Source organism: Blastococcus sp. SYSU D01042 (assembly GCF_054050515.1).
In genome coordinates this window covers 253,125-271,571 of the sequence record NZ_JBJGZM010000005.1, presented here as the reverse complement: position 1 = coordinate 271,571, position 18,447 = coordinate 253,125, and the positions used below count along the sequence as shown (strand labels likewise).

Here is an 18,447-nt window from a genome sequence, read left to right as displayed (position 1 = left end):
CCATTCGTCCGAGCCACCCCGTCCGGGACACCGAGGCGCCCGAGCTCCGCGGAGGAACAGTGCTCGACATCGAGAACCGGCTGACGCTCGACGAGCGGTCCGCCATCGACTTCGTGCTGGCCCTGCGCAAGCGCTGGGCGGACACCGTCTACCCGACGCTCACCGCCGAGTTCGAGGCCTCGGGCGCGCCGGCCGGCTCGGTCGAGGAGGTCGAGGGCCCGCTGCACGCGCTGCCGACCTACCCGTGGTTCAGCCACCTGGAGCGCGCGCAGCAGAAGATGCTGTGGCGTCTGGCCGGTGACTCCGTCGTCCGCCGCCGCGACGAGCTGCTGCACGAGCTGGAGCAGGTGCCGCTGCAGGGCGCCGGCACCCTCGAGCTCGACGAGGACGTCACCCTCCCCGGTTGGTACACCGACTACGACATCCACGTGCAGCCCGGCAGCTTCTTCTCCGACGACATGTCGGCCTACGTCTACGAGATGGGCGCGCGGGTGGTCATGCTCCGCGACAACGACGGCTACAAGTTCCACCGGCTGTTCGCCGAGACCGCCTGCCCGGAGATCCCGGGCGCGACCCGCGTCGTCGACGTCGGCTGCGGGTTCGGCAAGAGCACCCGCCCGCTGGTGGGCCGCTACCCCGGGGCTGAGGTGATCGGCCTGGACCTGGCCGCCCCCGGCCTGCGGCTGGCCCACGCCGAGGCCGAGGACGAGCAGCTGTCCATCGCCTACCGCCAGGCCGACGCGCAGCACACCGGCCTGGAGACGGCGTCGTGCGACCTGGTCACCGGCACGATGGTGCTGCACGAGATGCCCGGCGAGGCGATCGAGCAGGTCGTCGCCGAGGCGGCCCGGCTGCTCAAGCCCGGCGGCGAGCTGCGCTTCCTGGAGTTCCAGCTGACCGGCGACCCGGTCCGCGACGCCACCGTCTACGAGCACGCAGAGCGCAACAACGAGCCCTACTTCCGGGCGCTGTTCGCCACCGACGTCCTCGCCGCCTGCGAGCGCAACGGCCTGGTCGGCGCCGCCTGGACGCCGTTCGACGAGCGGGCCGAGGGCCTGCGCCCGGCCGGCTGGGGCGTCCGCCGCGAGTGGCACTTCCCCTGGGCGGTGCTGTCGGCGACCAAGCCGGCCGAGCAGGCCGACGCGGGTACGGAGGACGCCGCGTGAGCACCCCCGAGTACGACTACTTCGGCACCCCCCACGTCGCCAAGCTCGTCGACCTGGTCCTGCAGCTGGGCACCGAGGTGCACATCGCCACCCAGCGGGTGCGCGCCCTGGAGCTGCTGCTGGTCCGCAACGGGGTCCTGGAGGCCGGTGCGGTCGACTCCTTCGAGCCCGGCACCCGGGACCAGGAGGTGCTCGACACGACGCGCGACCAGCTGCTCGAGCGGCTGCTGCGGATCATCACCGAGGACGGCCCGGCCGAGCACCCGCTGCGCGAGCAGTGGGAGGCCACGCTGCACCGGAAGAACGCCTGATGGCGGCGCACCCCGCCGAGCTGGTCGACACCTACCTCCAGCTGTGCGAGGACCGCGACCTCGAGGCGGCCGGCCGCTACCTCTCCCCCGACGTCCGCCTGGAGTTCCCGGGCGGCGAGGTATTCGGCTCGCTGGCGGAGCTGGTGGCCGCGTCCGGCGGCAAGTACCGCTGGGTGCGCAAGCGCCGCACCCGGTTCGCGGTCGGCGAGATCGACGGGCAGACCACGGTCACCTCGATCGGCACCCTGTACGGCGAGGCGCTGGACGGCAGCCCGTTCGAGGGCATCCGCTACGTCGACTTCTTCGTGGTCGGCGCCGACGGCCTGATCCGCGAGCAGCTGGTGTGGAACGACCTCGTGATCACCGGCGTCGTGGCGGTGCCCGGCCGGTGACCGGTCTCACGGGTGGCTCGACCCGCGGGTACGTCGCCGTCCCGTGGGGGCAGGCGCACTACCGGACCGCCGGGGACTCCGGGGCGCCGACGGTGCTGATGCTCCACCAGTCGCCGCTGTCGTCGGCGACGTACGAGCCGGTGCTGCCGCTGCTCGCCGGGCGCGGGGTGCGGGCGGTCGCGGTGGACACGGCGGGCTACGGCATGTCCGACGCGCCGCCGGCGGAGTGGTCGATCCCGGAGTACGCGCACGCCGCGTGGGCCGTCGCCGACGCGCTGGGGCTGGGCCGCGTGGTGCTGCTGGGCCAGCACACCGGCGCGGTGATCGCCGCGGACGCCGCGCGCCAGCAGCCCGGGCGGACCGCCGGCCTGGTGCTCCAGGGGCTGCCGCTGTACTCCGACGCGGAGCGCGCCGAGAAGATGCGCTCGTGGGCGCCCGGTTACACCCCCGCGGCCGACGGCAGCCACCTGGCGAAGATCTGGACCCGCATCCACGACCTCTACCCCGACATCGGGCTGGAGAGCGCGGACCGGCAGGTCGTCGAGTACCTGAGCGTGGGCCCGGACTACGGGCCGGGCTACCGCGCGGTGTTCGGCCACGCCGTCGACGTCCCCGCGATCAGCGCCGTCCCCACCCTGCTGCTGCACGGCGACCGGGACCTGGTGGCGCGGATGGACGACGTCGTCACCGCCGCGCTGCCGCACGCCCGGCTGCACCACATCCCGGGCGGCACCGACTTCGCGCACGAGGAGTTCCCCGAGGCCTTCGCCGAGCAGCTGGCCGCCTTCGTGCGGGGCGTCTAGCCCGCACCGACCCCCGGTCCGGGAGGTGAGCCGGCTCGCTCCGGCCCTCCCGGACCGGTCGACCCGCCGCAGGTCAACCGGCCGCGATGCCGGCCTGGAGCTCGCGGACGACGGCCCCCAGCGCGCCGGAGGCGAGCAGGCCCGCGCCGAGGGGGCCGGACGAGTCCTCCCCCACCGGGGGTAGCGACCGCAGCGCCGAGCGGGTCCCCGCGTCCAGGCGCGCGAGCTGCCAGCGCACCTCCCGGTGGACGGCGTCGTCGGGGTCCGCCGCCGCGAGCCCCGCCGCCCGCGCCGCGTACGCGGCCGCCCCGAGGGCGTGGGCACCCATGTGCGCGACGCCGGAGGCCTGCGCGGCGGCGCGGACCGCGGCCTTGGCGGCCGGCGTCGTGACGGCGGACGCCGCGCGGCCGGCCTCGAAGCGGCGGCGGATCTCGTCGGCGGCGCGGAGCTCACCCCGCGCGAAGGCCCGGGCCCGGGCGATGGCGTCCCGCGCCCGGTCGTCGTCCGGAGCCTCCGCCTCGGCCAGGGGCAGCACGCGCTCGGCGCAGTCCGCGGCCCACGCCGCGACCACCCGGCGGTCGGCCTCGCTCAGCGCCTGGGGGGAGACCACGGGCGCAGTCTCGCACCCGCCTCAGCCGAGGGTGACCGCGCCGCCGTTCTTGGGGACGAGCTCGACCCAGGTCGTCCCCGGCGCCAGCTGCACCGGCGCGCCGCCGGGGCCGGTGAGGACGACGGGTGCGGTCTCCGACGCCTTCGACCAGGTGGCCGCGATCGTGCTGCCGCCGCTGGCGACGAGCGCCTCTCCCCCGCCGACCATCTTCGTCTCGGGCACCGGGTTGCCGGCCGGGTCGCGGAAGGCGGTGTTGACGACGTCGACGCGCAGGACGACGACGTTGGTCGCGCGCAGCCGCGCGCCGTCGGCACCGGTGGCCGGCGTCGTGCCCTCGGCGCGCAGCCAGCCGTCGTCGGGCAGGCTCCACGTCCAGCTGGGGCGGCCGCTGCCCAGCTTGAGCTGCACCAGCGCGGTCGGTGCGCCCAGCGCCACGGCGGTCGCGGGCTGGCCCGCGGGTGCGAACGTGAACTCGCCGGTCGGCGGCGCCTGGTGCCCGGCGTCGGCCTGGGCGAGGAACGCCGCGGGGTCGGCGTAGACGTTGTGCGGGGCGGAACGGGTGGGCAACCGGAAGAACCCGTCGGCGCCGGCGTCCTGGCTGAGCACCTGCATCCCGGCGTCCGCGATGGCCCGCACGAAGTCCGGCCCGCCGCCGGAGAAGGCGAACAGCCCGTGCAGCGGCCCGGCGATGGCGGCGTCCATGGGGCGCACCGAGCGGATCGGGCCGATCTCCGGGGGCAGCGTCGAGTGGTAGACGGCCACGAAGCGGGTGATGCCGCCCTCGACGACCTCCTCCCACACAACGTCGGCGGCGTCCAGGCCGCTCTGCGGGCGGGCGGCCACGGAGTTCTCCACCTTCACCGCGAGCGCCGGCCGCTGCGGCGGTGCCTCGACCGCGACGCCGGTGAGCGGCCACGGCACGAGCACCGGCGCCGGGGGTGCCACGGGGAGGGGTTCGGCGTCCGAGGCCGACGTCGTCGAGGTGCCGAAGTCGCAGCCGGTCATCGCGAGCACGCCGACGAAGGTCAGCGCCATCGCCGAGCGGCGGGCGCGCCGGGGAGCACGGTGGGCCATGGGACCGAACCCTAGAGCGATCGACTGGTGACAACGCGTGACGCCACACGCGATGGGGCGCCTGTGACTCAGGTACGGGCGAGCGCCAGCACGGTCACGTCGTCGGTGCCGGGCGGCGCGAGCGCGGCCAGCACGGACTCCAGCAGCGGCTCCGGCCCGGCCGGTCCGGCCGCGACCGCGTCGAGCAGCTGGGCCAGCCCGGCGGCGAGGCCGCCGCGGCCCCGCTCGACCAGACCGTCGCTGAACAGCACCAGCCGGTCGTCGCCGGCCAGCGTGAGCCGGGCCTCGGCGTAGGTCGGCGCGTCCAGCACCCCGAGCGCCGGCCCGCGGCCGCCCATCACGTAGGCCGCCTCGCCGCCGCGCGCGTGCAGCACGGGCAGGTGCCCGGCGCTCGCGACGACGACCTCGCCGGTGGCGGGGTCCAGCTCGGCGACGACGACCGTGGCCATCTCGCCGGGCAGCAGCGCGCCGGTGACCTCGTTGATCATCTCCAGCGCCGCGGCCGGTCCGGCGGCGCGCAGCAGGTGGGCCCGCAGCGCGTGCCGGAGCTGGGCGGTCACCGACGCCGCGGCCAGGCCGTGACCGGCGACGTCCCCGAGGACGACGGCGAGCCGGCCACCCGGCAGCAGCACGAGGTCGTACCAGTCGCCGCCCACGACGTCCTCGGCGCTCGGCACGTACCGCGCGGCCATGGCCACGCCGGGCACCTTGGGCAGCTCCTCGAGCAGCAGCGTGCGCTGCAGGGCGCCGGCGAGCCGGTTGTCCTCCTCGGAGCGGTTGAGCGTGGCCGCGGCGAGGTGGGAGGCCAGCGCGCGGGCGCCGGCGACCTCGTGCGCGCGCCACGGCCGCGAGGTGCCGCGCACCGTCTCGCTCCACGCGGAGAACGAGCGGCGCGGGCTCAGCCGCGGCCCGTCGTCGGTGAGCGCGACCTTCGAGGCGTACGGGTTGCCGCCCCAGGTCACCTCGCGCAGCGTCTCGGGCCGGAACCAGGCCAGGAAGTCCCCCGCCCCCACCGGGACGGCGAGCACGCCGCTGGCCGAGTCGGCGAGGTCGGCGGCGGTGGGCACCACGCGGGCGGCGGCGTCGGTGGCCTCCACGTCCGCGGCGAGCAGCGCGGCGACCAGCCCGGGGATCCGGTCGGCCGGCGGCGTCGTCCCCAGCAGCCGGAGCTGCCCACCCAGCCGGACCGCCGCACCGGTGGCCGGCAGCAGGTCGAGGACGGTGACGTCCTGCTCGGTGAGCGCCGCGCCCAGGGCGCGGGGCGTGCGGCCGACGGCGGCGGCGAGCTCGGCGGCGCGCTCGGCGACCTCGACGACGCCCTCCTGCTCGCCGGCGGCGACGACGGTGTGCAGCAGCAGCGACGCGGTGCGGCCGAGGAACTCCGCGGCGGTGCGGTCGGCGTACGAGGGGCGGTGCGGGCCGGCGTAGTGGTGGCAGGAGATGAGCCCCCAGAGCCGGCCGCGGTCGATGAGCGAGATCGACATCGAGGAGACGACGCCCATGTTGGCCAGGTACTCGAGGTGCACCGGCGAGACGCTGCGCAGCATGGCCCCGGACAGGTCGAGCGGGCGGCCGGTGCCCGGGTGCAGGACGGGCTCCAGCGGCACGCGCTCGTACCCGGCGTCGGGGATCAGCCGCATCCAGTTGGTCGTGTACAGCGCCCGGGCCTGGGCCGGGATGTCGCTGGCCGGGAAGCGCAGGCCGAGGAAGGGCTCGAGGTCCTCACGGCGGGCCTCGGCGATGACCTCGCCGTTCCACTCGGGGTCGAAGCGGTAGACCATCACGCGATCGAAGCCGGTGACCCCGCGGACGTCACGGGCGAGGGTCTCGCCCAGCTCCTCGAGCGTGGTGGACGCCGCGAGCCGCTGCAGCACGGTCGGCAGCCGGCGGTGCCACACGACTCCCGCCTGCTCGGCGCCCGCGACCGGCTCCCACTCGGTGAGCAGCAGCCCGTCGGCGCGGTGCACGACGAGGTCGACCTCCTCGTCGCCGACCGCCACCCGCAGCGGGTTCAGCTCGGCGAGGTCGCCGGCCAGGCCCTGGTGCAGCCGGGCCAGGTCGTCGCCGGCCAGGACGTCGGCGAGCGCCGCCACCGGCCCGCCGAACAGCTCGGCCGCGTTCGCCGAGGCCACGACGACGGCGAGGTCGGGCTCGGTGACCGCCAGCAGGGCGCCGTGCGGCTGGACGGCGCCCGGGACCGCGATCGGCTCGTCGGCGCAGCGCTGCAGGACCTCGTCGTCCGCCGGGGAGGTCACGTACCGGCGTCGCCGTCGACCAGGCGGAGCGTGATCTCGCCGGCCGAGGCGACCACCTGCATGTAGGCGCCCAGCTCGAGCAGGTCGAGGGTGAGCCGCACCGGGCCGTTGGACCGCGGCGCGAGGACGTGCATGCCGATGCCGGCGGTCTCCGCCTGCTTGGCCAGCCCGAGCAGGGTCCGCGCACCCGAGGAGTCGAGGAAGGTGGTGTGCGTCAGGTCGACGACGAAGTCGCGGGAGCTGCGCAGCAGCTGTTCCGCGGCCGCGTCGAGCCGTGGGGCCGTCGACAGGTCCAGCTCACCCCGTACGGTGAGGGCGGGTCGGCCGGCCACGGTGGCCCGTTCCACGTCGAACAGCACTGCACCGCCCCTCTCACCTCGATGGTCAGTCGAGCGTAGGACATCGGTGCCGAGGGGACAGACCTGCCATGGACATCGCGTTCAGCGTCCGCCTCCCGCGTGACGCCCGCAGCCTCCCCCTGATGCGCGGGCTGCTGCGCCAGGCCCTCGAGCACCTCGACGTGTCGACGCAGACGATCGAGGAGATCGTGCTGGCGCTCACCGAGGCTTGCGCGAACGTGGTGCAGCACGCCGGCGAGTTCGAGGAGTACCAGGTCGACGTCGCCATCACCGACGACCTGTGCCACATCAGCGTGCTGGACGACGGGCAGGGCTTCGACTTCGACCAGACCTCCGCGCCCGCCGGCTCGCCGCTGGAGTCCGGTCGCGGGCTGGTGCTGATGAACGCGCTGGTCGACGACCTGGAGTTCACCCGCTCCGAGGACGGCCGGCACCGCGTCGAGCTGCAGAAGCGGCTGCGGGCCGAGCCGAAGCTGCGCCTGCTCACGGACTGACCGTCGGTCAGAGCCCCGGCACGCACTCCCCCTGACCGAGCCGGACCAGGCCGGTCAGGTCGCCGGCGGCGAAGTCCAGCGCCGCCCCCGCCTCCGGGTGCATCAGCTGGGTCGGGTCGTCCACGTGGTCCAGGCCCACCAGGTGGCCGAGCTCGTGCAGCACCACGGCCCGGGCGGCGGCCCACCCGTCCGGCCACGACAGCATCTCGACGAAGTCGTCCGCGTCGAGCACGACCGTGCCGGTCACGTACACGCTCGGCTCCCCCGGGTAGGACAGCCAGGAGCTCCCGGCCATCCCGGCCGCGGTGACCAGGTCCGGGTTCTCCTGCGCGGTCTCCCAGGTGATCAGCACCGGCGCCCAGCGGTCGCCGTACCGGTCGGGCTGGTAGCGCTCCCGCTCCGGGGACGGTTGCTCGTCGGTGGCGCCGTCGTCGACGAACTGCAGGCCGGTGACCTCGGTGACGCGGGCGAAGGCCTCCGCCAGGAGGGTCGAGCTGCCGGCGGGCGCGCCGTCGGGACGGACGACGTAGTGGATCGGGCGGCACGGGTCGTAGGCGACCGGCCGGTCGGAGTCCGGCTGGAGGGCGACGAAGGCGTGCGTGCCGCCACCGTCCGGAGCCGCCGGCGGTGTGCCGAGGGGCTCGTCGGCGGCCTCGAACCCGGGGGACGGCCCGGCCGCGACCGACGGTGTCACCCGGCCGCCCAGCAGGCCGGTGCCGTCGACGAGGAACACGGCGCCCACGAGCGCCGCGACCACGGCCACCGACGCGAGCGCCCGTCCCGGACGACGTCTCCTCCGCCGTGGTCCCAGCGGGACGACGTCCCCGTCCGGCGACCAGCTGCGCCACGCCGGGGCGTCAGGCGGGCGACCCGCCGCTTCGTCCCGCACCCACTGCGGCACGCGGCCGGTCGGCGAGGAGGGCAGCCACCCCTCGCCGCCGGACCCCTGCTCCCGCACGGTGCCTCCCCCTTCGCCGGTTCGCCTCGAGGTTCCTACGGACCGGTGCGGCGGGCACTCAAGGGATACCGCCTCCGCTCACCCGATGGGACCAGCCCGCTCACCCCGGTGCCGCGGCCGCCGCGCGGAGGACGACGATGGCGGCGTGAGCGCTGCGGTCCACGACGTCCTGACCCCCGATCGGTTCACCGCGCAGGTGCAGGACGCCGTCCGCCGGCTGGAGGGCATCGCCGAGCGGACGCCGCTGCAGCGCAACGCCCGGCTCTCGGCGCTCACCGGCGCCGACGTGTGGCTCAAGCGCGAGGACCTGCAGGTCGGGCGCTCGTACAAGATCCGCGGCGCGTACACGATGATCTCCGCGCTCGGCGCCGAGCAGCGCACGGCCGGTGTCGTCTGCGCCAGCGCCGGCAACCACGGGCAGGGCCTGGCCTACGCGTGCCGGGCGCTGCAGGTGCGGGGCCGCGTCTTCGTGCCGGGGACGACGCCACGGCAGAAGCGCGAGCGGATCGCGGCGCTCGGCGGCGACATGGTCGAGCTGGTGATCACCGGCGACTCCTACGACGAGGCGGCGGCCGCGGCGGCGGAGTTCGCGGCGACGACCGGCGCGACGCTGGTGCCCGCCTTCGACTCCCTCGCCACGGTGGCCGGGCAGGCGACGGTGGCGCTGGAGATCGTCGAGCAGCTGCCCGAGCCCCCGGACGTCGTGGTCCTGCCGGTGGGCGGCGGCGGGCTGCTCGCCGGTGCGGGCACCTGGCTGCGCGCCCACTGCCCCGCGACACGGCTGGTCGGCGTGGAGCCGGCCGGGGCGGCGAACATGGCCGCGGCGCTCGCCGCGGGCGGGCCGGTCGACCTGCCCGAGATGGACACCTTCGTCGACGGCGCGGCCGTGCGGCGGGCCGGTGCGGTGACCTACCCGCTGGTCCGCGACTCGGGGGCGGAGCTGCTCGCCGTGCCCGAGGGGCAGATCTGCACCGAGATGCTCGACCTGTACCAGACCGACGGCATCATCGCCGAGCCCGCGGGCGCGCTGGCCCCGGCGGCGCTGAGCGGCGAGCTGCTCGCGGTGCAGCCGGGTCAGACCGTCGTGTGCGTGCTCTCCGGCGGCAACAACGACGTCAGCCGGTACGCCGAGGTGGTGGAGCGCTCGCTGGTGCACCGCGGCCTGAAGCACTACTTCCTCGTCGAGTTCCCCCAGGAGCCCGGTGCGCTGCGCCGCTTCCTCGACGAGGTGCTCGGCCCGGACGACGACATCGTGCGGTTCGAGTACGTCAAGCGGGACAACCGCGAGACCGGCGCCGCGCTCACCGGCATCGAGCTGGGCCGGGTCGAGGGTCTGGCGGGGCTGCTGCAGCGCGTCGAGGCCAGCCCGCTGCGCATCGAGCACCTCCTGCCCGGCTCGACGGCGTACCGCTTCCTGGTCTGAGCGGTCCGCGCCGGTTAGGTTGCCGGGCCATGGCCCTCGTCCCGGTCCGGGTCTCCGTGCTCGGCCCGCTGCGGGTCACGGTCGACGGCGCCGCGGCGGTGCTGGGCGGGCCGCGGCAGCGCTCGGTCCTCGCGCGGCTGGTCGCCGCTGGCGGCGCCGTCGTCCCGACCGACCGGATCGCGCACGACCTGTGGGAGGGCGAGCCGCCGCCCAAGGCGCTCGCCTCGCTGCAGGTGCACGTCTCCCACCTCCGCCGCGCGCTCGAGCCGACGCGCGAGCGCCGCGCCGCAGCGGGCGTGCTGGTCAGCGCACCGCCGGGGTACGCGCTGCACCTGCCGCGCGAGGGGGTGGACGCGTGGCGGTTCGAGGACCGGGTCGCGCAGGCGACCGGCACGACAGACGCGGCCGCACGCCGGCGGCTGCTCGAGGAGGCGCTGGCCGACTGGGCCGGCCCGGCGTACGCGGAGGTGGCCGACACCGCGTGGGCCGCCCCGGAGGTCGCCCGGCTCGACGAGCTGCGGCTGGTCGCCCGGGAGGGCCGGGCCGAGGCGGAGCTGGAGCTCGGGCACGCGGCCGCCGTCGTCCCGGAGCTGGAGCGGCTGGTGCACGACTCCCCCGCGCGGGAGCGGGCGGTGCGGCTGCTGGCGCTCGCGCTGTACCGCAGCGGCCGGCAGGGCGACGCGCTGGCCGCGCTGCGGCGGGTGCGCGAGCACCTGGCCGAGGAGCTCGGCGTCGATCCCGGCCCGGAGCTGCGCCGGCTGGAGGCGGCGGTGCTCGAGCAGTCGCCGTCGCTCGACGTGGCGCCTGCCCCCGCGCCGCGCGCCGTCGTCCTCGCGCCCCCGGCTCCGGCGCCGCGCCGGGCCGTCGGTCGCGCGGCCGAGCTGGACCGGCTGCTCGCCGTGGCCGAGGGCGTCGCGACCGGCAGCGTCGTCTGGATCGGCGGCGAGGCCGGCGCGGGCAAGACGACGCTGGTCGAGGCGGCGGCCGAGGCGCTGCGGGAGCGCGGGTGGCGGGTGGCGTGGGGCCGCTGCCCGGAGGTGGACGGCGCACCGCCGGCCTGGCCCTGGCAGGAGGTGGTCCGCGCCCTCGCCGGCGCCGACCCGCTCCCGGACGACGCGCCGCAGAACGCCTTCTGGCTGGCCCGCACCGTCGCCGACCGCCTGCGCGCGGCGGCGGACGGGCAGCCGCTGCTCGTGGTCCTCGACGACACCCACCGCGCCGACGAGCTCACCCTGCAGCTGCTCCGCCAGGTCGTCGACCAGCTCGCCGGCGCCCCGGTGCTGGTGCTGGCCACCTTCCGCAGCACCGAGGACGGCGACGCGCTGGCCGCGACCCGGGCCGCCCTGGCCGGCGCGAGCGCGGCGCACCTCTCCCTCGCCGGGCTGGACGACGGCGGCGTCGCGGTGCTCGCGCGGGCGTACGGGCTGGACGGGGCCTCCGCCGCCGACCTGGCGCTGCTGCGCGAGCGCACCGGCGGCAACCCGCTGTTCGTCCGCGAGCTGACGCGGCTGATGGTGTCGGAGGGCCCGTCCGCGGCCCGGGCCGGTGTGCCCGTCGGGGTGCGGGAGGTGCTGCGACGACGGGTCGAGCGGCTGCCCGGGCCGGCGGTCACCGCGCTGCGGCAGGCAGCGGTGCTCGGCCGCGAGGTCGACGTGGACCTGCTCGCCGCGGTCGCCGGCCGGGATCCCGACGAGCTGCTCGACGCGCTGGAGACGGCGGTGCTCGCCGGCCTGCTCGACGAGCCCGCACCCGGCCGGGTCCGGTTCAGCCACGCGCTGGTCCGCGACACCCTCTACGAGGACACCCCGCTGCTGCGCCGCTCCCGGGTGCACGCCACCGCGCTGCAGGAGCTCACCGAACGGGGCGACGCGGACGCGGCGACCCTCGCCCACCACGCCGTCGCCGCCGCCTCGCCCGCGACCGCGGCGGAGGCGGTACCGCTCGTGGTGGCCGCCGCCCGTGCGGCGGAGGCTCTCGGTGCGCACGCCGACGCGGCCCGGCAGTGGGCCTCGGCGCTCCGGATGCACGAGCTGGCCGGCACGCGGGCCGGCGGCGACGAGGCGCTGCTCGCGCTGCTGCTCCCGTCCATCGCCGCGCACGCCCGCGCCGGCAACGCCGTCGTCGCCCGCGAGCAGCAGCGGCTGGCCGTGCGCGCGGCGGCGCGCGTGGGGCGCCGCGACCTGCGGATCGCGGCGCTGGCCGGCTGGGACGCGCCGCTGGTGTGGACGGTGCGCGACGACGGCGCGCAGGACCCCGAGCTGCTGCAGCCGCTGCTGGAACTGCTGGAGACCCCGGCCGGCGAGGACCTCCCCGACGACGTGCGCGCCCGGCTGGAGGTGGCGCTGTTCCGCGAGGTCGAGGGGGTGGACGACGAGCGCTCGGAGCGGGCGAGCGCCTCGGCCGTGGCGCTGGCCCGGCGGGTGCCCGGTGACGGCCGCCTGCTCTGCGCGGCGCTCAACGTGCGGGGCTACCTCGCGCTCGGGCCCGATCTCGCCGACGTCCGCGAGGAGAACGCCGAGGAGCTGCTCGCGGTCGCCACCGCGATCGGCGCCACCGACCACCAGGCGGTGGCGCACTGGCTGCTCTTCCTGGCCGCGTCGGCGCGCACCGAGCTCGCCGCCGCGCGGCGGCACGGCGACTCCGCGGTGGCGCTGTCGGGCAGCGGCCAGCTGGGGCACGTGCTGAGCGCGGTCGGCATCCACTCCGGCGCGCTGCTGGTGCTGGCCGGGCGCGTCGCCGAGGGCCGCGAGCGGTACGAGCAGCTGGCGGCCCGGCTGGTCGAGACAGGTCAGATGAACGGCGGCATGCTGGCCGTCATCGGCCGCTTCGTGGCCGGGTTCGCCGCGGGTGACCTGAGCGGGTCGGTCGCGGACTTCGAGTGGCTGCGCACCGCGATGCCCGGGGCGCTGGGCGACGCCGTGACGATCACCTTCCTCGACGCCGGCCGCGAGGCGGACGCCCGGGCGGCCTGGGCGGCCCGGCGGCCGGTCCCGCGCGACTACTTCTGGCTGGCGACGACGACGCTCCGGGCGCAGGCGGCCGCCCGGCTCGGCGACGCCCCGGTCGCCGCGGCGGCGTACGCGGAGCTGCTGCCCTGGGCCGGCCGGGTCGCGGGGCTGGACAACGGCACGCTCGTCGTCGGCCCGGTGGACGACGCCCTGGCCGCCGTCGCAGCGTCCCTCGGCGACGCGGCGGCGGCTGAGCGGCACCGGCGGGACGCCGCCGAGGTGCGGCGGCGGCTCGCCGCCGAGCTCGCCGCCGCCGGCGTCTGACTCAGCCGCCGAAGACGCGGCGCTCCCGGCGCCGGAACGGCGGGCACAGGACGGCGGCCATCACCCGCAGCGCGAGCCCGCCCTCGGCGAGCAGGACGGCGCGCTCCTCGGGGGTGACGACGGCGAGCACCCGGGGTGCCTCGAAGGTGAGCGTCGCGCGGGTGCGGATCTCGCCCTCGACGCACCTCCAGTCGGCCACGGACACGTGCTCCTCGATGACCGGGAGCACGGAGGCCTCCTCGTCGGCGATGTGCTCCTCGAGCACGTCGCGCAGCTCGCCGAGGTCGACGGCGAGCGCGGTGGCGGCGTCCTGGTCGTCCGGTGCGGTCCGGAACAGCACGGCGCCCGCCCGGATGCGGTCGAGCAGCGGGTCGAGCGCGGCGTGGTCGTCGCTGAGCTCGGCGAGGTCGACGTGCGCGCCGGCCGAGGCGGCCAGCACGGGCCACAGGACGTCGTCCTCGGCGGAGTGGTGGTGGTGGATGGAGTCGCAGAAGTCCTCGACGTAGCCGGCGACGGCGCGAGCGCGGGCGGGTGCGACGGGAGCCGCGGACAGCCGTTGGAGCAGGGCGGGCAGCCGGGCGGCGTCGCGGAGCATGGCGCGGTGGGCCAGGCGCATGCCGAGGGTGTCGGGACGGGGGTCGCCGGCGGAGCGCGGCGTCACGCTGATCGGTGTCATGGGGGGACCCTGGCCGGGGCGACTTGTCGTCCTCGTGCGGTCGACCTGCCGCCGTCGCGGCGGTACGATAAGTGGACGACAGGAGCGCGGCAAGAGCGGGGCGCGAGCGTTCGGGCCATGACGACCACCCGTTCGCCCCTGCCCACCCTCGGCCCCTCCCCCGCGCCGGACCACCGGCCGAGCCTGCGCACCCGCGCGCTGGTGCTGACCACCGGTGGCGTGCTGTTCGCCGTCGGCAACGCGCTGCACCCGCTGGAGCACGACGACGCCGCACCGCACGCCGCCACCTGGGTGGTGGCGCACGTGGTCTTCGCGATCGGCGCGGTGCTCATCGCCGCCGGCCTGACCGTGCTGACCCGGCGGTTCGCCGTCTCGAAGGTGGGGCTCGTCGGCCTCGGCATCTCGTGGCTGGGCCTGGTGCTCATCCCCGCCGGTGCGCTGATGGAGGCCTACGTCCGCCCGCTGATGGACCACCACGGCTTCGCCGACGTCGAGGAGGCGACCCTCGCCTTCACGATGATCGCCGGGATGTCGAACCTGATCGGGCCGGCGCTGATGACCGTCGCCGCGGTGCGCCACCGGTTGTTCCCGCGGCTGGTCGGCCTGTCGTTCGCCGGGCTCACCGTCGGCGCGCTGCTCGTCCCGGCGCTGCCCAAGGAGGGCTACGGGATCATCCCCGGCACGGTGCTCTTCGGCCTGGGCATCGCCGCCGCCGGGTGGCTGTCCCGCGACGACGCCGCGTGAGCACTACCGCTCCAGCACCCGCACCGGCTCGCCGGCCACCCACGCGGCGACGTCCTCCACCGCCTCCCGGTAGAAGACCTCGTAGGTGCCGCGGGTGACGTAGCCCAGGTGCGGCGTGAGCACGGTGCGCGGCGCCGAGCGCAGCGGCGAGTCCTCGGGCAGCGGCTCGACGTCGTAGACGTCGAGCCCTGCGCCGGCGATCCGGCCGGCGTGCAGCGCGTCGAGCAGCGCCGCCTCGTCGACGATCGGGCCGCGGCTGGTGTTGACCAGGACGGCGGTCGGCTTCATCCGGCCGAGGTCCGCAGGCCCGATCAGTCCGCGGGTGCGCCGCGACAGCAGCAGGTGCACGGTGACGACGTCGGCGGTGGCGAACAGCTCCTCGCGCTCGACCCGGCGCACGCCGACCTCGGCGGCGCGCTCGTCGGTGAGGTTCTGGCTCCAGGCGACGACGTCCATGCCGAACGCCTTCCCCACCCCGGCGACCCGGCTGCCCAGCCGGCCCAGCCCGACGACGCCGAGCCGCGCGCCGGCCAGGTCGCCGCCGATCGTCCGCTGCCAGCCGCCGGTGCGGACCGACGCGTCCTCGCGCGGGATGTGCCGGAGCGTGGCCAGGATCAGCCCCCAGGTCAGCTCGGCGGTCGCCGCGGCGCCGGCCCCGGTGCCGCAGACGGTGATGCCGAGCTCGGCGGCGGCGGCGACGTCGATGGCCCGGTTGACCATCCCGGTGGTGACCAGCAGCCGCAGGTCCGGCAGCCGCTCGAGCAGGCTGCGGGGGAACTCCGTGCGCTCCCGCATGGCGACGACGACGTCGAAGGGCTCGAGGCGGGCGGCCAGCGCGTCCTCGTCGCCGACGGCGTCGTGGAACTCGACGACGCGCACCTCCCCGGGGACCTGCGACCAGTCGCAGAAGCCGGCGGCCACGGACTGGTAGTCGTCGAGGACGGCGATGCGGTGCACGCCCCCGGTCTACTACACGGAACGGACGCACGACGGCCCTCGACCGCGGGTGCGGTCGGGGGCCGTCGGGACAGGCGGGTGGCTCAGCGGCGCTTGCCGGAGTTCTTGGCCTGGAAGTCGGCGATCATCTTCTTGATCTTCGCCTGGTTCTGCGGCTTGCGGGCTTCCTGGATCACCTTCGTGGCGACCCCGGACACGATGAGCTTCCGGATCATTCCGGCCATGTTCGCCTCCTAGCTGTGGACTGACCTCTCCCGTGCCCCGGGACGGCGTCCGCCAACCGTCAGCCACCCAGACCCGCGTCACGGGCGCGGGCGACGGCCTGCGCCCGGTCGGTGACCCCGAGCTTGGCGAAGATGCTCGACACGTGGTTGCGCACCGTCTTCTCCGACAGGAAGAGCCGGCGGGCGATCTCCGCGTTCCCCCGGCCCTGCGCGGCCAGCCCCAGCACCTCGCGCTCCCGCTCGGACAGCTGCGGGAACGGCCCCACCGCGGCGCCCGACCCGGCGGCGAAAAAGCCGCGCACCCGCTCGGCCACGCCGGCCCCGTACACGGCCTGACCGTCCGCCACCGACCGGACCGCACGCTCGATCTCGGCCTGCCCCGCCCCTTTGAGCAGGTAGCCCCACGCGCCGGCACGGATCGCGGCCAGCACCGTCTCGTCGGCCTCGATCATCGTGAGGACGAGCACCCGGGTGCGCGGCGCCACCTCGGTCAGCCGCGTGGTGACCTCCACCCCGGTCAGCCCCGGCATCTGGAGGTCGAGCAGCGCGACGTCCGGGTCGGTCGCGACGACGGCGTCGACGGCGCCCGGCCCGTCCGCGGCCTCAGCCACGACCTCGAGCCCGCTGTCCTCGAGCAGCACCCGCAGCCCGGCACGGAAGGCCGGGTGGTCGTCGGCGATCACGACGCGCGTCACGGGGTCCCTCCCAGCGGCAGGACGGCCGACACCCGGGTGCCACCGCCGGGTTCCGGCGCGATGCGGCAGCTCCCGCCGAGCTCGGCGGCACGGTCCCGCATGGAGTCCAGGCCGATGCCGGCCGGGGCGTCGTCGGGGCAGCCGGTGCCGTCGTCGACGACGTCGATGCGCACGGCGTCCGGCCCGCGGGACAGGTGCACGGCGATGTGCGCCGCGTCGGCGTGCCGCACGGCGTTCGTGAGCGCCTCCTGCGTGATCCGGAAGGCCGCCACCTCCACCGCGGCCGGCAGCCCGCCCAGCTCGCCGCGGCCCTCGATCCGGATGTCCGGAGCGCCGTCGGTGCCCGCGAGCAGGCCCGGGCCGCCCGCCTGCAGCGCACCGAGCAGGCCCAGGTCGTCCAGGGCCGGTGGCCGCAGGCCGTGCACGATCCGGCGCACGTCGGCGACGGCGTCCTGCAGCTGGTCGCGCGCCGTGGCGACCAGGGGCACGGCGCGGGCCGGTTCCCGCCCGAGCGCCCGGTCCGCGACGTCGAGGGCCATCACGGCAGAGGCGAGCTGCGGGCCGAGCCCGTCGTGCAGGTCGCGGCGGATCCGCCGCCGCTCCTCCTCCCGGGCGGTGACCAGCCGGTCACGTGACCGCTCCAGGTCGGTGGCCAGGCGGAGGGCGAAGCCGACCGCCGCGAGCTGGGCGGCGACGTCGGCGACCAGCGCCTCGTCGAGCGCGTCGAGGTCCCCGCTGCCCGCGCGGTGGCCGACCCGGAGGGTGCCGACGACGTCGTCGTGCCACTCCAGCGGGAAGGCGTGGACGGCGAGCACCTCGTCCCCCACCGACTCGACGACCGGCGCGGCCCCGGGGCGCTCGACCGTGACGGAGACGGCGGGCAGCTTGAGCTCCGCGGCCAGGACGGCGACCGCCCGGCCGAGCGCCTGGCGGGGGGAGCCGGCGACGCGCAGGACCTCGGTGACCCGGCCGAGCACCTGGTACGGGTCGCCGCGGTGGCCGTGCAGGAGCCGGTCGACCCCGCGCTGGATCCGCACGTACAGCGGGTGGAAGACCGCGGCCACCGCGACCGCCCCCGCGAAGCCGACGAGGGAGTCCCGCCGGCCTGCGAGCCCCCCGAACCAGCCGACGACCGCGACGTAGACCAGCGCCGAGGACGCCAGCAGCGCGGCGCCCACCAGCGTGCGGTTCAGGACCACGTCGATGCCGAACAGCCGGTAGCGCACCACCGCCACGCCGATGGCCAGCGGGACGGCGAGGGTGGTCACCGCGAACAGCGGCGGGGAGATCCACGCCGCGCCGACCACCCACGCGAGCGCGTAGCCGACCCAGGCGATCTGCCGGCGCTCCTGCGCATCGGCGCGCCGGAAGCGGACGACCAGGCCGGCGATCGCGGCCAGCGCCAGCACCGGGAGCGCGGCGAAGAGGACCCCGCCGAGCACGTCGACGGCCGGCTCCAGCGCGTCGGCCGCGAGCGGGTTGGCCGGGCGCCCCGCCGTCGAGCCCACGTCGGTGAAGGCGGCGAACGGCACCATGACGACCACGAGGCCCACCGCGGCGGCCGCCACCGGCCGCCACCTCGGAGACGGGAGCCGGCCGTCGGGGAACACCAGCGGCAGCAGGGTGGCGAACGGCACGAAGGCGGGGATCCAGGTCCACTGGGCGAGCCACGCGGCGACGTCGTCGACCGGAGCCGGGCCGGCGGCGCCGTGCACCGCGATCCCGATCGAGCCGGCGTACACGCAGGCGGAGCAGCCGATGACGGCGGTGAGCAGCAGCACCCGGTGGCCGGCAGCCCCCCGCGGGACGCGCCCCAGGAGGACGGCGCCGACGAGGGCCATGGCGGGGCCGATGACCGGCTCCGGGGTCGCGAGCAGGTCGGCCCGGTCGGCCGGGGCCGTGGCGAGGTGCGCGGCGATCCCGGCGGCGAGGTAGGCGATCGAGAGCACGGCGGCGAGCCGGGCCACCACGAGGGTGGCCCGGCTCGCGCGGACCGGACGGCTCCTGAGCATCAGGCGGGGACGCTAGTGCGTC

General features: G+C 76.5%; 18 protein-coding genes. 8 read left to right on the top strand and 10 right to left on the bottom strand.

Features of this window, described 5'->3' with window-relative positions; all coding sequences use genetic code 11:
• Positions 1-59: 59 nt before the first annotated feature.
• The 4 genes from ACI79H_RS12150 to ACI79H_RS12135 are packed head-to-tail and all read left to right on the top strand — an operon-like array spanning position 60 to position 2,672.
• Positions 60-1,166: a class I SAM-dependent methyltransferase gene (locus ACI79H_RS12150; protein WP_456554650.1), complete on the top strand. Its 1,107-nt coding sequence runs from the start codon at positions 60-62 to the stop codon at positions 1,164-1,166.
• Positions 1,163-1,477, top strand: a complete 315-nt coding sequence (locus ACI79H_RS12145; protein WP_456554649.1) for a hypothetical protein — start codon at positions 1,163-1,165, stop codon at positions 1,475-1,477. The genes ACI79H_RS12150 and ACI79H_RS12145 overlap by 4 nt, the downstream gene beginning before the upstream one ends.
• On the top strand, positions 1,477-1,869 hold the full coding sequence (locus ACI79H_RS12140; protein ID WP_456554648.1) for a nuclear transport factor 2 family protein: 393 nt from the start codon (positions 1,477-1,479) through the stop codon (positions 1,867-1,869). Before ACI79H_RS12145 ends, ACI79H_RS12140 begins: the two co-directional genes overlap by 1 nt.
• The gene (locus ACI79H_RS12135) at positions 1,866-2,672 is read left to right on the top strand and encodes an alpha/beta fold hydrolase (protein WP_456554647.1); all 807 of its coding nucleotides are present in this window, start codon (positions 1,866-1,868) and stop codon (positions 2,670-2,672) included. Before ACI79H_RS12140 ends, ACI79H_RS12135 begins: the two co-directional genes overlap by 4 nt.
• Before the next feature lie 73 nt (positions 2,673-2,745).
• Here the strand turns inward: ACI79H_RS12135 and ACI79H_RS12130 are convergent, their stop codons facing one another.
• The 4 genes from ACI79H_RS12130 to ACI79H_RS12115 all read right to left on the bottom strand — a co-directional run bounded on the left by ACI79H_RS12130 (position 2,746) and on the right by ACI79H_RS12115 (position 6,970).
• Positions 2,746-3,282, bottom strand: a complete 537-nt coding sequence (locus ACI79H_RS12130) for a putative immunity protein (RefSeq protein ID WP_456554646.1) — start codon at positions 3,280-3,282, stop codon at positions 2,746-2,748.
• A 21-nt stretch (positions 3,283-3,303) separates the two neighbouring features.
• A complete protein-coding gene (locus ACI79H_RS12125; protein WP_456554645.1) occupies positions 3,304-4,356 on the bottom strand; it encodes a DUF3048 domain-containing protein in 1,053 nt (350 codons plus the stop codon).
• 68 nt (positions 4,357-4,424) lie between these two features.
• Positions 4,425-6,611 carry a SpoIIE family protein phosphatase gene (locus tag ACI79H_RS12120; RefSeq protein WP_456554644.1) on the bottom strand — a complete coding sequence of 729 codons (2,187 nt, stop codon included), beginning with the start codon at positions 6,609-6,611 and terminating at the stop codon, positions 4,425-4,427.
• Positions 6,608-6,970 carry an STAS domain-containing protein gene (locus ACI79H_RS12115; RefSeq protein ID WP_456554643.1) on the bottom strand — a complete coding sequence of 121 codons (363 nt, stop codon included), beginning with the start codon at positions 6,968-6,970 and terminating at the stop codon, positions 6,608-6,610. The genes ACI79H_RS12120 and ACI79H_RS12115 overlap by 4 nt, the downstream gene beginning before the upstream one ends.
• A 68-nt stretch (positions 6,971-7,038) precedes the next feature.
• Between ACI79H_RS12115 and ACI79H_RS12110 the strand changes: the two genes are divergently transcribed.
• Positions 7,039-7,464, top strand: coding sequence for an ATP-binding protein (locus ACI79H_RS12110; protein ID WP_456554642.1), 426 nt, complete (start codon positions 7,039-7,041; stop codon positions 7,462-7,464).
• 7 nt (positions 7,465-7,471) lie between these two features.
• Here the strand turns inward: ACI79H_RS12110 and ACI79H_RS12105 are convergent, their stop codons facing one another.
• Positions 7,472-8,422: a matrixin family metalloprotease gene (locus ACI79H_RS12105; protein ID WP_456554641.1), complete on the bottom strand. Its 951-nt coding sequence runs from the start codon at positions 8,420-8,422 to the stop codon at positions 7,472-7,474.
• 145 nt (positions 8,423-8,567) lie between these two features.
• Here ACI79H_RS12105 and ilvA point away from each other — a divergent pair, with 145 nt between their 5' ends.
• A complete protein-coding gene (ilvA, locus tag ACI79H_RS12100; protein ID WP_456554640.1) occupies positions 8,568-9,845 on the top strand; it encodes a threonine ammonia-lyase IlvA in 1,278 nt (425 codons plus the stop codon).
• A gap of 29 nt (positions 9,846-9,874) precedes the next feature.
• Positions 9,875-13,117 carry a BTAD domain-containing putative transcriptional regulator gene (locus tag ACI79H_RS12095; protein ID WP_456554639.1) on the top strand — a complete coding sequence of 1,081 codons (3,243 nt, stop codon included), beginning with the start codon at positions 9,875-9,877 and terminating at the stop codon, positions 13,115-13,117.
• A 1-nt stretch (position 13,118) separates the two neighbouring features.
• Here the strand turns inward: ACI79H_RS12095 and ACI79H_RS12090 are convergent, their stop codons facing one another.
• Positions 13,119-13,793: a hemerythrin domain-containing protein gene (locus tag ACI79H_RS12090; RefSeq protein WP_456554638.1), complete on the bottom strand. Its 675-nt coding sequence runs from the start codon at positions 13,791-13,793 to the stop codon at positions 13,119-13,121.
• Between the two features lie 117 nt (positions 13,794-13,910).
• Here ACI79H_RS12090 and ACI79H_RS12085 point away from each other — a divergent pair, with 117 nt between their 5' ends.
• Positions 13,911-14,537 carry a hypothetical protein gene (locus ACI79H_RS12085; protein WP_456554637.1) on the top strand — a complete coding sequence of 209 codons (627 nt, stop codon included), beginning with the start codon at positions 13,911-13,913 and terminating at the stop codon, positions 14,535-14,537.
• Between the two features lie 3 nt (positions 14,538-14,540).
• On the opposite strand, the gene ACI79H_RS12080 is transcribed toward ACI79H_RS12085, so the two are convergent.
• From ACI79H_RS12080 to ACI79H_RS12065, 4 genes are all read right to left on the bottom strand, one after another.
• Positions 14,541-15,494, bottom strand: coding sequence for a D-2-hydroxyacid dehydrogenase family protein (locus tag ACI79H_RS12080; protein ID WP_456554636.1), 954 nt, complete (start codon positions 15,492-15,494; stop codon positions 14,541-14,543).
• An 83-nt stretch (positions 15,495-15,577) separates the two neighbouring features.
• Positions 15,578-15,718 carry a hypothetical protein gene (locus ACI79H_RS12075; RefSeq protein WP_456554635.1) on the bottom strand — a complete coding sequence of 47 codons (141 nt, stop codon included), beginning with the start codon at positions 15,716-15,718 and terminating at the stop codon, positions 15,578-15,580.
• 59 nt (positions 15,719-15,777) lie between these two features.
• Positions 15,778-16,413: a response regulator gene (locus ACI79H_RS12070; RefSeq protein WP_456554634.1), complete on the bottom strand. Its 636-nt coding sequence runs from the start codon at positions 16,411-16,413 to the stop codon at positions 15,778-15,780.
• Complete coding sequence (locus ACI79H_RS12065; RefSeq protein ID WP_456554633.1) at positions 16,410-18,425, bottom strand: sensor histidine kinase; 2,016 nt, start codon at positions 18,423-18,425, stop codon at positions 16,410-16,412. The genes ACI79H_RS12070 and ACI79H_RS12065 overlap by 4 nt, the downstream gene beginning before the upstream one ends.
• Positions 18,426-18,447: the final 22 nt, after the last annotated feature.

Coding starts and splice junctions, on each gene's coding strand:
- ACI79H_RS12140 (WP_456554648.1), top strand. CDS start 1,477: ATGGCGGCGCACCCCGCCGAGCTGGTCGACACCTACCTCCAGCTGTGC.
- ACI79H_RS12125 (WP_456554645.1), bottom strand. CDS start 4,356: ATGGCCCACCGTGCTCCCCGGCGCGCCCGCCGCTCGGCGATGGCGCTG.
- ACI79H_RS12110 (WP_456554642.1), top strand. CDS start 7,039: ATGGACATCGCGTTCAGCGTCCGCCTCCCGCGTGACGCCCGCAGCCTC.
- ACI79H_RS12095 (WP_456554639.1), top strand. CDS start 9,875: ATGGCCCTCGTCCCGGTCCGGGTCTCCGTGCTCGGCCCGCTGCGGGTC.
- ACI79H_RS12090 (WP_456554638.1), bottom strand. CDS start 13,793: ATGACACCGATCAGCGTGACGCCGCGCTCCGCCGGCGACCCCCGTCCC.
- ACI79H_RS12085 (WP_456554637.1), top strand. CDS start 13,911: ATGACGACCACCCGTTCGCCCCTGCCCACCCTCGGCCCCTCCCCCGCG.
- ACI79H_RS12075 (WP_456554635.1), bottom strand. CDS start 15,718: ATGGCCGGAATGATCCGGAAGCTCATCGTGTCCGGGGTCGCCACGAAG.
- ACI79H_RS12065 (WP_456554633.1), bottom strand. CDS start 18,425: ATGCTCAGGAGCCGTCCGGTCCGCGCGAGCCGGGCCACCCTCGTGGTG.